The sequence below is a fragment of the Flavobacterium sp. MMS24-S5 genome (genome assembly GCF_050320125.1).
Taxonomy (GTDB): domain Bacteria; phylum Bacteroidota; class Bacteroidia; order Flavobacteriales; family Flavobacteriaceae; genus Flavobacterium; species Flavobacterium tyrosinilyticum.
In genome coordinates, this window is sequence record NZ_CP190016.1 from 3,907,699 (window position 1) to 3,921,377 (window position 13,679).

11 protein-coding genes and 2 pseudogenes are annotated in these 13,679 nt (G+C 33.7%); 5 read left to right on the forward strand and 8 right to left on the reverse strand.

The features are described from left to right. Positions 1-158: 158 nt before the first annotated feature. Together ACPWTF_RS18045 and ACPWTF_RS18050 are read left to right on the forward strand one after the other, a co-directional pair. The gene (locus ACPWTF_RS18045) at positions 159-794 is read left to right on the forward strand and encodes a DUF4230 domain-containing protein (RefSeq protein ID WP_427872394.1); all 636 of its coding nucleotides are present in this window, start codon (positions 159-161) and stop codon (positions 792-794) included. Between the two features lie 176 nt (positions 795-970). Then, positions 971-2,331, forward strand: a protein-coding gene (locus ACPWTF_RS18050; RefSeq protein ID WP_427872395.1) for an IS3 family transposase whose coding sequence is annotated in 2 segments (ribosomal slippage) — positions 971-1,454 and positions 1,454-2,331 — 1,362 coding nt in all. Because the reading frame shifts where the segments join, the coding sequence is not laid out codon by codon here. Positions 2,332-2,574: 243 nt separating this feature from the next. On the opposite strand, the pseudogene ACPWTF_RS18055 reads toward ACPWTF_RS18050, so the two are convergent. The 8 genes and pseudogenes from ACPWTF_RS18055 to ACPWTF_RS18090 form a co-directional block, all read right to left on the reverse strand. Then, positions 2,575-4,332 (reverse strand): annotated as a pseudogene (locus ACPWTF_RS18055) (aromatic amino acid hydroxylase). Positions 4,333-4,469: 137 nt separating this feature from the next. Next, positions 4,470-4,910 (reverse strand): hypothetical protein, encoded by a 441-nt coding sequence (locus tag ACPWTF_RS18060; protein WP_095928724.1) that lies wholly within the window; start codon positions 4,908-4,910, stop codon positions 4,470-4,472. Between the two features lie 76 nt (positions 4,911-4,986). Then, entirely contained in the window at positions 4,987-5,397 is a 411-nt protein-coding gene (locus ACPWTF_RS18065) for a group III truncated hemoglobin (protein ID WP_129746285.1), read from the reverse strand. Between the two features lie 76 nt (positions 5,398-5,473). Continuing rightward, the gene (gene ilvA / locus ACPWTF_RS18070; RefSeq protein WP_427875770.1) at positions 5,474-6,718 is read right to left on the reverse strand and encodes a threonine ammonia-lyase IlvA; all 1,245 of its coding nucleotides are present in this window, start codon (positions 6,716-6,718) and stop codon (positions 5,474-5,476) included. A gap of 343 nt (positions 6,719-7,061) precedes the next feature. Next, on the reverse strand, positions 7,062-7,601 hold the full coding sequence (locus ACPWTF_RS18075) for a DUF4136 domain-containing protein (protein ID WP_427872396.1): 540 nt from the start codon (positions 7,599-7,601) through the stop codon (positions 7,062-7,064). 105 nt (positions 7,602-7,706) lie between these two features. Further along, a pseudogene (locus ACPWTF_RS18080) lies at positions 7,707-9,681 on the reverse strand (urocanate hydratase). A gap of 458 nt (positions 9,682-10,139) precedes the next feature. Then, positions 10,140-11,114 (reverse strand): 2-hydroxyacid dehydrogenase, encoded by a 975-nt coding sequence (locus tag ACPWTF_RS18085; RefSeq protein WP_427872397.1) that lies wholly within the window; start codon positions 11,112-11,114, stop codon positions 10,140-10,142. Between the two features lie 11 nt (positions 11,115-11,125). Further along, positions 11,126-11,305, reverse strand: coding sequence for a DUF5522 domain-containing protein (locus ACPWTF_RS18090; protein WP_095928730.1), 180 nt, complete (start codon positions 11,303-11,305; stop codon positions 11,126-11,128). 115 nt (positions 11,306-11,420) lie between these two features. On the opposite strand from ACPWTF_RS18090, the gene ACPWTF_RS18095 reads away from it, so the two are divergent. From ACPWTF_RS18095 to ACPWTF_RS18105, 3 genes are read left to right on the forward strand one after another with little or no spacing between them, the layout of a single operon-like run. Further along, on the forward strand, positions 11,421-11,756 hold the full coding sequence (locus ACPWTF_RS18095; RefSeq protein ID WP_427872398.1) for a hypothetical protein: 336 nt from the start codon (positions 11,421-11,423) through the stop codon (positions 11,754-11,756). Further along, positions 11,753-12,661, forward strand: a complete 909-nt coding sequence (locus ACPWTF_RS18100; protein WP_427872399.1) for a 1-aminocyclopropane-1-carboxylate deaminase/D-cysteine desulfhydrase — start codon at positions 11,753-11,755, stop codon at positions 12,659-12,661. The genes ACPWTF_RS18095 and ACPWTF_RS18100 overlap by 4 nt, the downstream gene beginning before the upstream one ends. Next, positions 12,654-13,553 (forward strand): glucosaminidase domain-containing protein, encoded by a 900-nt coding sequence (locus ACPWTF_RS18105; protein ID WP_250833894.1) that lies wholly within the window; start codon positions 12,654-12,656, stop codon positions 13,551-13,553. The genes ACPWTF_RS18100 and ACPWTF_RS18105 overlap by 8 nt, the downstream gene beginning before the upstream one ends. Positions 13,554-13,679 lie beyond the last annotated feature (126 nt).

A 13,679-nucleotide genomic window follows, 5' to 3' on the forward strand; every position in this document is an offset into this window, starting at 1 on the left:
GATACTTATAATTGAATTTCACAAATTAAATTTGTGAAATGGAAAAATTTATAGATAATGACATTAGCGAAAATTCGTGAATTCGTGGCAGAAAAAGAAACAATTTCGTGGCAAAAAAATAAAAAAAGGAGTAAATTGGTCTAAAATATTTTAGAAGAATGCAAAACTTGATTAAAAGAATTATAGGTGTTGGAGTTATTGTTTTAATAATTGTTCTGGGGTTTAAATATTGCCAGTTCAAAAAAGAAGACGATTCAGATATTCAGTACAATACTAATTTAATTCAACAGCAGATTCTTAACGTTGGGAAATTGGTTGTTACCGAAGGGCATTTTTCAGAAGTCATTACCTATAAAAATCAGCAGAAATATTTGATGGACATGATTTCTTTTGAGAAAAAAGCACTTATTGTGGTCAATGCAAATGTGACGGTTGCTTACGATTTGCATCAGATGAAATATGATATTGATGAGAAAAACAAAACCATTACGATTTTAAATATTCCAAAAGAAGAAATTACCATAAACCCAGATATTCAGTTTTATGATGTAGAACAAAGTAAACTGAATCCGTTTACGGGCGACGATTACAATAAAATCAACAAATCGGTAAAAGCCAATCTGGCTAAGAAAATCGAAAAATCTACCCTAAAAACCAACGCCCAAAACCGATTAATAAGCGAGTTGTCTAAGATTTTAATCATGACGAATTCAATGGGCTGGAAACTAGAATACAACGGAAAAACTATCGAGTCTGAAACGGAGTTGACTCAGGATTTGAATTCAAAGTTGTAAAAAAATCTCGCAAAGACGCAGAGTCGCAAAGAATTTTTGCCACAGATTAAAGGATTAAAATGATTTTTTGAATTGCCTCCTGCTTTAGCTGGAGGTATTCATCAAGAAATTGAAAAAGGCTTTAGCCAAAATATGCACTGCCCCCAAAAAGTTAGACGCTATTTGGGGGCATTTTTATGGAAAGAAAAGTCAAGCACAGCTATGAATTCAAACTTGAGTGTGTAGAATTAGTAGTTGTTAAACATTATTCATTTGCATTAGCATCTAGCGAGAAAGGAACCAGCAAATCTAATATACGCAAATGGGTCAGTTTTTACAGGGAATATGGAAGGGCAGGTTTAATGTCACGAAAAAATCAGGTTTATCCGATTGGTTTTAAATTAAAGGTTTTAAAGTCAATTTGCAGGGATTCATTATCTTTAAGAGAAGCTCGTTTGCGATTTAACATTCCTTCGGATTCAATTATCATTAAATGGAAAAAAGATTTTGCTAATTTTGGTTTAGAAGGATTAAAACTAAAACCAAAAGGGAGACCAAAATCTATGAGTGATTTTAAAGATAAAAAAAGTAAATCTGAAAAACCTTTAACCAGGGAAGAAGAACTTCTGTTGGAGAATGAAGCATTACGCTGTGAAATTGATTATCTAAAAAAGTTACAAGCCTTAATTCAAGCCGAAGAAAAAGCCAAAAATCGCAAGTCATAATGGAATTAAGGCATCGCTATGATTTAAAATTACTTTTAAATTGCAGTAATGTGGCGCGCAGCAGTTTTTATTATTATCAAAAACAGAGTAAAACAGCTGATAAATACAAAAAAGTAAAAGAACTTATAAAATCAATTTATTCTAAGCATAAGGGGCGTTACGGATACAGGAGGATCACTAGTGAGTTAAAGCTTCAAGGGATAATCATCAATCATAAAACAGTTTTAAGGCTAATGAAATCGTTGGGATTAAAAAGCCTGATCAGAGTTAAAAAATATAAATCCTATAAAGGAGAACAAGGCAGGATTGCCCCAAATATTCTGAGCAGAAACTTTAAAGCATCAGTGCCTAATCAAAAATGGGCGACCGATATAACTGAATTTAACGTCTCAGGAAAAAAATTATATTTATCACCAATAATTGATTTGTTTAATGGAGAAATAGTTAGTTATGAACTGGCTGAAAGACCTGTATTTAATCAGGTAGCCGTGATGCTTGAAAAAGCATTTAAGAAAATACCCGACAATACTAATTTAACGCTGCACTCTGATCAAGGATGGCAGTATCAAATGAAACAGTACCAATGCTTATTAAAAGAAAAAGGAATTAAACAGAGTATGTCCAGAAAAGGAAATTGTCTTGACAATGCAATTATTGAAAACTTCTTTGGAACATTAAAATCAGAGTTGTTTTATCTTAAAAAATACAGTTCCATTGGTCAATTAAAACAGGAGATTATTGAGTATATTAATTATTATAATAATGACAGAATAAAACTTAATCTAAAAGCAATGAGCCCGATACAATATCGAGCTCATTATTATAAAACTTAATTATTAATTTGTCTAAACTTTTGGGTGCAGTCTAAAAATGAGATTTGGCTAAAGCCTTTTAATTTTGGCTTTATTTTCCTCCAGCTAAAGCAGGAGGCAATTCAATATATAATTCTATCTTTTAATCTAATAAAAGAAACTTAGTAAGCTTTAAAAAGTAAAAAACTTTGCGACTCTGCGTCTTTGCGAGATTAAAAAATTAGCAAAAGAAGAATTTTGGCGCCTTAGTGCCTTTGTGGCAAATCAAGCAATAGAACGATCAAAAATCAAATCCAATCCACCAGAAATTAAATGCGCAATTTCGGGACGTCTTTCTTTCAATTGATCCAGATAAACTAAAACTTTTTGTAAAAGCTGTTTCTCATCTGAATCTTTCAAAAGCTCGGCAATTTCGATATTTAACAGCCAGTCATTTGAATGATTGCTTTTGACTTTTTCAAAAACCGATTTCAATTCCGATTTAGAGTCTTTATTATTTCTTATGTTTCTAACTGTAGCATATAAAACTTCCAATTCATCACGCTCGTCGGTATGTTTCGCTTTGATTGTTTTTGTTGAAGGAACAATATTAATTAAATCAAAACTATTCACATCGGCAGGGCCAGAGAATGCAGAAATCACTTTTTTACCAATTGCCATATCGTAATTGCCCCATTCAGGCTGAAACAAAATAGTTTCTCCATGAGTAACGGTACAATTTTTAAAACTAATTAGAATGATTTCTCCATGTAAGTTTCGAGATCCTGTAATGATTTCACCCTCCACAATAATATTGCCTTCAAATTCCAGTTTTACAGTTTCGTTTTCTACAATACTGTAAGCTTGTAAATCCTTCGGACTCATATCTTCAATCGCCAGATTAAAACCTTTCAGTTTCCCGATCGGACTTCCAAATCCATGAGGATGCGTTAAAGTTCCGTGACCAACTAATTCTTTTTCGCGGTAAGAAAGAGCTGTTTTTCCAGTAGTCTGAATGTAAACTGGTTTTCCTTCTTCTTCAATTACATTGGTAAAAACTCCAGAAATTTGTAAACCTGTACTTAATTCTATTGTTCCTAAAGCATTCGATTGAATTAGTTTCTGAATACCAGACAAACCTCCAGTTCGTAAAGCCATTTTATTTGCAAATTCTTCCAAAATCAAACTCAAATAAGAGAAATTTGGTGTTACATAAAGCTGAGGTTGCAATTGAGTAATATCAAAATTCTGATTGGCTGCAGAAATATCATATGGAATTTTCTTCACATTATCAGTCATGCACCAAGCGCTTTCTCCAATAGAAGAAAGTAATCCCGCACCATAAATTTTTGGATTTTCAACTGTTCCAATCAAACCGTATTCAACGGCTCACCAGTGTAAGTTTCTAATTTGAGCCATTTCAGATAATTCGCCCATGTTGTTTTGCAAATCGGCAACCGCTTTTTCGGCCTCATCGATTTTTTCTTGTGGCGTATCTTCTGCTTCTTTTAAAATAGAAAGCAGACGAATCGCTTCATACATTTGATAATCTTTATGAGAAGAAATCGCTTTACAGCCAATTTCGCCAAAACGCCTTAAATATTCGGCATATTCTGGATTGGCAATAATAGGAGCGTGACCTGCACCTTCATGAATGATGTCTGGAGCAGGAGTATATTCAATATGTTCTAATTGTCTGATGTCTGAAGCAATAACCAAAACGTTATAAGCTTGAAATTCCATAAAAGCATTTGGCGGAATAAAGCCATCAACTGCAACCGCAGCCCACCCAATTTCACTTAGAATTCGGTTCATGCCGTACATGCTCGGAATAGAATCAATTTCGATTCCTGTTTTACGCAAACCTTCTAGATAAGAATGATGTGCAACTTTAGAAAGATAATCTACATTTTTGCGCATAACATATCGCCAAACCGCTTGATTGATAGGAGTGTAGTCACTATAATCTTGAGGTTTGATAAATTGCTGTAAATGCTTCGGCAATCTCTCTAATAACGGATTGGTTTCAATATTTGGATTCATTTCGAAAACGTTGTAGATTAAAATGTAAAATTACGAATTTAAGACTCGATTTTTTATCATCCATCGCAAAATTTTTATTCGAAATTGACTTTTATTGCATTTTTGTAGATTTTTAAAGAGCTGTAATAAGTACGATTTTAGCAGTCGTTATTATCAAAACTTACTCTTTCCATCGTTTGTTGATAGTTTTCAATCTCTTTTTTGGTCATTGGAGTTTCTTTTACCTCTACTTTCAATTGTTTTTTAGCATCAGGGCTAATCCATAAACCAGTGAAAGTATTGCCGCTTTTCTGTAAAATTAAAACACCACTGAAATTGTGTTCAACCATAACAAACTCATTTTCTTTCTTTTTGTTTTGAGTAGGATAAATTTGAATCCAATTTTTGGATTTATTGTAGCGATACATTGCCGCATAGCTTAAATCGGCATTGCATTGATTTTCTGATGTCTGAATGTAAAGTGTAATCGGGGTTTTTCCGTCGACAGTTCCTTTGTATAAATTAGAAGCTGGTGTTTGTGCTGATAATTGGTTTAAAAATGAGAAACAGATTGCAATAAAGAAAATAACTTTTTTCATAAATAAAAGAATATAGATTTGGGTTTAATTCATTTTATCAAATATAAAGTTCTGCTTTTTAAATGAAAGAAATTTTTTAAGATTTTTTTATTGCATTTCTCATCTCATTTTCTGCATTTCTAAAATACTCAATTTTATGGCTAAACATAAAAGCCATATTCGTAGCGCGCATTTTGGCTTCTTCGGTTATTGGTCCTGCAAATTGCGAATCGATTGTCGAATTAAAAATAGCGATCCAACGGTCAAAGTGCGTTTTGTCTACTGGTAACTGTTTATGTGGAGGAAAAGGCGTTCCAGAATAAGCGCGAACATCAAATAGAATCGTCTGCCAAAAATTGTACATTTTTTGCAGATGAGGTTCCCAACGGTCTTGTAATTTATCATTAAATATCGGCCCGATTAAATCGTCCTTTCTAACATTTGCATAAAAGCTATTAACCATTTGCTGAATGTCTTCTATTGTCGAAATATCTTTTAAAGCTGTCATTTTTTTAGTTTTAAAGTAAATGCAAAAATACGATAACTTCTTTTTTGTTTTCTGACATTTATCATTTTAGACAAGATTATCCAATTAACTGCGTAAATAAATCTTGATTATCATTCAGGTATTGAAACTCAAAACCATTTTCGGTCATTTTTAATTTAATAGGCATAATGTCGTTTTTGTTTTTCAATTCTAAACCAACGACAACAGAACCAACTTCGCGACTGTTTTTCTTAGCAAACTGGAAATACGTGATGTCATCATCTGGGCCTAAAATATTATTGACAAATTCTTTTAAAGCTCCCGGACGCTGCGGAAACTGAATCATAAAATAATGCATCAAACCTTCATAAAGTAGAGATCGCTCTTTTATTTCGGCAGTTCTTTCAATGTCATTATTACTTCCGCTTACAATACAAACTACATTTTTACCTTTAATTTTATCTTTGTAAAAATCTAAAGCTGCAATTGTTAATGCTCCTGCTGGTTCAACAACCATTGCTTCTTCATTATACAATCTTAAAATTGTAGTGCAGACTTTTCCTTCGGGAACCAAAATTATATCTTCCAGATTATAACGACAGATTTCAAAAGTTTTATCTCCAACTTGTTTTACAGCAGCTCCATCTACAAATTTGTCAATTGTTTTTAGTGCCGTATTTTTGTTTTCTTCAATCGAAGTTTTCATTGAAGGCGCACCTTTTGGTTCGACTCCAATTATTTTGGTATGCGGACTTAAATGCTTAAAAACTTCAGACAATCCCGAAGCCAGTCCGCCGCCGCCAATTGGAACAAAAACATAATCGATAGGTTCTTTACAACTTTCTAAGATTTCTAACCCTACGGTTCCCTGTCCAGCAATTACTTTTTCATCATCAAAAGGGTGGATAAATGTTTTATGATTTTTGATAGCATCAGCAGTTGCAGAAGCATAAGCGTCATCAAAAGTATCGCCAGTTAAAACAATTTCAACAAACGATTTTCCGAACAATTGAACTTGTTTTACTTTTTGTTTTGGAGTTGTTTTAGGCATATAAATTTTGCCTTGAATCTTTAAAAGATTGCAAGAATAAGCAACACCTTGAGCATGATTTCCGGCACTGGCGCATACAATTCCGTTTGCTTTTTCTTTTTCATTTAACGAAGAAATCTTATTGTAAGCGCCCCGAATTTTATACGAACGAACAATTTGCAAATCTTCTCTTTTTAATAAAATAGTAGATTCAAATTCGTCTGAAAGATTCAAATTTTGGGTTAAAGGTGTTGCGGCAACTACATTTTCCAACTGCTTTTGGGCATTAAGTACTTCGTTAAATAAACTCATCATGTTTTGTTTTTAACTTTTTTGCCACAGATTAAAAGGATTAATATGATTTTTAATCTGTGAGAATCTGTGAAATCTGTGGCAAAAAAAATATTTGTTTTAAACTTTCTTAAAAATAAAAAACCTCCCAATTGGGAGGTTTCTATAAATTATATTTTACAAACTTATATAACACCTCGCCATTATTGCTGAATTGCAATAATGCTAATAATAGCGATAATAATGTTGTTAAAGTTTTTCATTTTTCTAGCTAATTGAGTAGCAAATGTATTAATTATTTCTGGAAAGTTCACAACTATTTAAAGTTTTATAAAAGCTGAAAACTACCAACTGCGACTGAAAATTACTTTTTAACTGGCGGATATTGAGCTAAAATTTTGCCTACAAACTCAGCAATTTTTTCATCTTTTTTATCGATGTTTCTTGTCAAAGTTCCAACACCTTCACCTTGCCAGATCATTTCTTTCTTTTTAGCATCGATCAAATCAATGTATAAAGTCCCTTCAGTAGAAGTAGACACGGTAGTCTGGTTACCACCATACATCATATAAGGATTCCAACCCCAGCCCCAGCCGTAACCCCAGCCAGCACTAAATTGGTTTACATCTACTTGCTCTCTGGATTTTGTAAAAATATTGATCAGTAAATCTGGATTGTCGCTTTTGGTAAATCCTTTAGCTTGCATTTGATCATCAATAGCGCGTAGAATTCTTCTTTTGTCTAAATCTGATATTTCAACCTTGTCAATTCCGGGCTTAAAGTAAGCGTATGTTTTATAAGGCGCAAAATCGACAGTTTTGTCATAATCAGAATAAACAGTCACAGTACTGCAAGAAGTAAATATCAGCAGTAACAAAAACGGAATTAACTTAAGTGTTTTCATATATCTAAGAATTAATGTTCTTTTTAAGTTTGTCAAACTGAGCGGAGTCAAAGTCCTTTCATTTCTGTAAGCCTTCGATTTTGCTCATTATGACATTATGTTATTCTAAAGCAAACTTTCGTCGACTAAATTGGGTAAAGTCACTTTTAATAAAGGCTCAACTTCCATGGCTCTTTTTATGGCAAAAACAGCACCTTCATTTCGAGCCCAGCTTCTTCTTGAAATTCCGTTGTTAACATCCCAGAAAAGCATTGATGCTAAACGTTTTGAAGCCTCTGTAGAACCATCAAGAACCATACCAAATCCGCCGTTTATAACCTCACCCCAGCCAACTCCGCCTCCATTATGAATAGAAACCCAAGTTGCTCCTCTAAAGCTATCTCCAATTACGTTATGAATTGCCATATCGGCTGTAAAGCGAGATCCATCGTAGATGTTTGAAGTTTCTCTATAAGGAGAATCAGTTCCTGAAACATCGTGATGATCGCGTCCTAAAACAACCGCGCCAATTTCTCCTTTTGCAATGGCCTGGTTAAAGGCTTCGGCAATTTTAATTCTGCCTTCAGCGTCAGCATACAAGATTCGAGCTTGAGAACCTACAACCAATTTATTTTCCTGTGCGCCTTTAATCCATCTAATATTATCCTGCATTTGCTGCTGAATTTCATTTGGAGCAGTTTCGGCCATTTTTTCTAAAACTTCGCAAGCAATCGCATCTGTTTTTAATAAATCTTCAGGTTTCCCTGAAGTGCAAACCCAACGGAAATGACCAAATCCATAATCAAAACACATTGCGCATAATATCTTGAACGTAACTTGGATATTTAAAATCGATATTATTTTCGGCCATTACATCGGCTCCTGCGCGAGAAGCTTCTAGTAAAAAGGCATTTCCGTAATCAAAAAAGTAAGTTCCTTTTGCGGTGTGTTTGTTAATAGCATCTGCGTGACGGCGTAAGGTTTCCTGAACTTTTTCTTTAAATAATTCCGGATTGTTGGCCATCAAATCATTTGCTTCTTCAAAAGAAATTCCAACTGGATAATAACCTCCAGCCCACGGATTATGAAGCGAAGTCTGGTCTGAACCTAAATCGATCTTGATATTTTCTTCATCGAAACGCTCCCAAACGTCCACGACATTTCCTAAATAAGCAATGGAAACGGTTTCTTTATTCGCTTTCGCTAAAGTTACTCTGGCAACCAATTCGTCTGCAGAAGTTACCACTTCGTTAATCCATCCTTGTTCGTGACGGATTTTAGTAATCTTCGGATTTACTTCGGCGCAGACCGTAATACATCCTGCAATATTTCCTGCTTTTGGCTGTGCCCCAGACATTCCGCCAAGACCAGAAGTTACAAATAAACTTCCTTCAGGATTTTGTTTTATTTTTCTAAAACCATTTAAAACCGTAATTGTCGTTCCGTGTACAATTCCTTGAGGGCCAATGTACATATAACTTCCCGCCGTCATTTGTCCGTATTGCGAAACTCCCAATGCATTCATTTTTTCCCAATCGTCAGGTTTGGAGTAATTCGGAATCACCATTCCGTTAGTAACCACAACTCTTGGCGCTTCTTTATGCGAAGGGAATAATCCCATTGGATGACCTGAATACATGGTTAAAGTCTGCTCGTCTGTCATTTCAGACAAATATTGCATCGTCAATAAATACTGCGCCCAGTTTTGGAAAACGGCTCCATTTCCTCCATACGTAATCAATTCATGAGGGTGTTGTGCCACTGCATAATCCAAGTTGTTCTGAATCATATGCATAATCGCTTTCGCCTGCAATGATTTTCCAGGATATTCATCAATTGGTCTTGCATACATTTTGTAATCTGGACGAAGACGATACATATAAATACGGCCGTAAGTTTCCAATTCTTCTGAAAATTCAGGAAGTAATTCGGCGTGGTGTTTTGGATCAAAATAACGCAATGCATTTTTCAGCGCCAACTTTTTTTCTTCTGCCGAAAGAATTTCTTTTCGTTTCGGAGCATGATTAATTGCTGGATCGTAAGCCTGCTTTGCTGGTAATATAGAAGGTATTCCTTGTTGTATTTGTTCTTTGAAAGTCATTTTTTTAAGATTCTAAGATGCTAAGATTCTAAGTTACTAAGATATTGAGCTTAGATTAACATCAGATTAATTTTTGTTTTTTTAATTATGTCGCCCCGCTGGGGCTTATATCTGACAAACGTTTAAATGATTTCTATAAATATTTCGCTCCTCTGGAGCTAATAAAATAAAGCCTTGGAAAGGCGTAATATTTATAGAAAAACAGTAGCCCCAATATAAAAGCTCCAGAGGAGCGAAATATTAGCCGACGAAATTAGATTTAAAATTTATTTTAATTTCCTCATTTTCAAATTGACTCATTGGCTAATTGTCATATTTTCTAATTAAAAAGAACTAGGGATAACGGATATCCGACCTATGATACGATTTGTAAATCGTAATCTTAAACTTTCTTGAACGAATATCCATTTATAATTTTAGATTTTAGATTGGAATTTGGAATTTAAAAAATTGGAATTTTAAATATAAACTTCCTCATTAACACAAAACGGCATTTTTTTATTTTCAAAAAGCGCAATAATATTTTGAGCCGCGCAAACCGCCATTGCGTTTCTAGCTTCATAAGTTGCAGAGCCAATATGTGGTAAAATGCAACAATTAGAAAGTGATAATAACGGATTGTCTGATTGCATTGGTACAGGATTGGTAACATCCAATCCTGCTCCCCAGATTATACTATTCGTTAGCGCCTCAAATAAATCATTTTCATTATGAAATTTTCCTCTTGCCGTGTTGATGAAAATAGAATTAGATTTCATTTTAGCAAAAGCATTTTTATTGAAAATTTCGTTATTTTCTTCTGTATAATTCGAATGAACACTTAAAACATCACTTTCTGCAAGTAACGTTTCAAAATCTACATATTTCGCATCCAATTCTTTTTCGGCAATTTCATTATGAGAACGATTGTGGTAAATTATGTTCATGCCAAATGCGGCCTTACATTTTTTAGCCATTTCAAAACCAATTCTTCCCAAACCGAAAATTCCCAGCTTTTTACCGTAAAGTTCCTGTCCTAAATTTGCCAAAGGGTCAAAACTTCCCCAATCATTGTTTAAAATTCTTTTATGATTGAAAAATGACTTTCTCGCAACACTTTGCATCAATAAAAAAGCAACATCCGATGTAGCTCTGCTTAAAACGTCGGGCGTATTTCCAACAGGAATTTTTCTGCTGTTTGCCGATGGAATATTGACAGAATCAAATCCGACAGAAAACAGTGCGATTCCTTTTAAATTGGGACATTGCTGAAAAAAATCTTCATCAAATTTGTTTGTTCCAACATTCAGCAACGCATCATGTTCTTGACAGATTTTTATAAACTCTTGTCTTGACAATACATTTTCTGTTGGATTTATTGTAAAGGCAATGCCTTTATATTGAAGCAATTTAATGCCGGCTTCGGGTATATTTTTATTGATAAAAACCTTCATCTTGTGGTATTCTAATTTTTATTTATTCTTCCTGTTTTTTTATCATATCCGTAAGGACAGTGGCGACAACCGCTTTTGCAACAATAACCACGTTTTAAATGATGTTTTTCAGTAAAGCATTTGTAACCTTCGGGCGTATAGTAAAAATCTTCGCCTTCGATTAATTTATTTTCATTACTTTGCTCTTTCATAAATCTGCTTCGGGTTCTTTTTCGGATAAACTAAAATCAAAAATATAAATATTTGATTATGATTTTATTGAAATCGAACAATTTTATAGCTACAAATTTATAAATTTTACAGCCAATGTTTCTGATTGTTGCTAAATATTTAATTCCGAAAGGGTATCGAGGAATGGCTTTATTTCCTTTCGTTTTAGTTAAATATGATTTTGATAAAGCAAACGGGACTTTTGTAAATCATGAAAAAATACATTTGAGACAACAGCTAGAAATGCTAGTTCTGCCATTCTTTATTTGGTATGTTCTGGAATTTTTAATTCGTTTAATTCAATACAAAAACAAAGATCTAGCGTATCGAAATATTAGTTTTGAAAGAGAAGCTTACACAAAAGAAACCGATTTAAATTATCTGAAAGACAGATCTTTTTTCCAGTTTCTACATTACATTAAATTAAAATGAATCCAGTTTTCAATCAGTCCATCAATATTCAATTTCCGAATGATATTTCGTTGACTATAAAGCGTGAAGATCTCATCCATCCTTTCGTTTCAGGAAATAAATTTAGAAAACTGAAATACAATTTACTTCAGGCGAAAGCCGAAAATAAAGAAACTTTACTGACTTTTGGCGGAGCATTTTCCAATCATATTGCAGCAGTTGCTTATGCGGGAAAAGAACAAGGTTTCAAAACCATCGGAATAATTCGAGGCGATGAACTTTTAGATAAAATAACAGAAAATCCAACCTTGAAATTTGCCCAAGAAAACGGAATGCAATTTGAATTTGTTTCAAGAGAAGAGTATCGTTTGAAAGGTGAAAAATCTTTTATAGAAAAGTTGAAAGATAAATTTGGAGATTTTTATTTGGTTCCAGAAGGAGGTACAAACGAATTAGCAGTAAAAGGTTGCGAGGAGATTTTAACAGAACAAGATTCGGTTTTTAATTATGTTTGTTGTGCAGTTGGAACAGGCGGCACGATTTCGGGATTAATTAATAGTTCGCTGCAAAATCAGAAAATTTTGGGTTTTCCAGCGTTAAAAGGTGACTTTTTAACCGATGAAATTCGTATTTTTGCAAAAAAAGATAACTGGAATTTAATTTCTGACTATCATTTTGGAGGTTATGGAAAGATAAATTTAGAATTAATCGAATTTATTAATGCTTTTTTTGAAGAAAATAAAGTACCCTTAGATCCAATTTATACAGGAAAGATGGTTTTTGGCGTTATAGATTTAATCCGCAAAAATTATTTTCCTGCACATTCAAAAATTCTACTCATTCACACAGGTGGATTGCAGGGAATTGATGGAATGAATATAAAATTGAAGCAGAAGAAATTACCAATACTAAAAACCAATGATTAAAAAAATTGTATTACTTCTCGTAATATTAGCTTTAGCAAGCTGCTCTTCTAGTAAGCCTGCTATCGCGACGACTAAAAAAGCGGCAGCAGTTCAATCTCGAACGGCAGCGACAAAAAGAAGTACTCCTGTTAAGCCTATCGGTAAAAATTACCCTTCTACAAATAATACAACTGAGGTTATTCAATCTACTTCCAAAACAGTTGTTACCAGCGATTTGATTAATAATTATGTCTTGCTTTACAAAGATATTGCAATGGGAAACATGAAAACGTACGGAATTCCAGCGAGTATTATTCTAGCGCAAGGAATTTTGGAATCGGGCGCAGGGAGAGGAGATTTGGCTGTAGATGCTAATAATCACTTTGGTATAAAATGTCATAACGATTGGTTAGGAGAAAGTGTTCGCCACGACGATGATTCGGCTCAGGAATGTTTCAGAAAATATCCTCAGGCATCAGAATCCTATAGAGATCATGCTTTATTTTTGGTTGGAAAAAAGCGATATGCAACTTTATTTACTTACGAAAAAGACGATTATAAATCTTGGGCAAAAGGCTTGAGAGCGGCAGGTTATGCAACCGATCCGAAATATCCAGATAAGTTGATTAGTTATATTGAACGTTATAATCTACATCAATACGATTGCCAGGTAACAGGAAGAAACTATGTTCCGATAAATACTTCGACTCCACCAAAAAAATCATCTTATGATGTCGCTTCTGATCCAAAGATCAATATGAACCAATATGATCCTAATTCATATGAAGTTCAAAAAGGAGATACATTGTATTCCATTTCAAAGAAATTCAATTTATTGGTTGAAGATTTAAAAAGAAAAAATAATCTAACGGATAATGCTATTTCAATTGGACAGAGACTTAAGGTTAAGTAATTAAGTGGTCACTGTTCAGTTTTTAGTGTTCAGTCTCAGTGGCAGTTTCCAGTTCTGTTGAAATTAATCTAGAAATTAAAATAGGTTTTCAGTTTTAATCTAAAATCTGAATTCTAAAATCAAAAA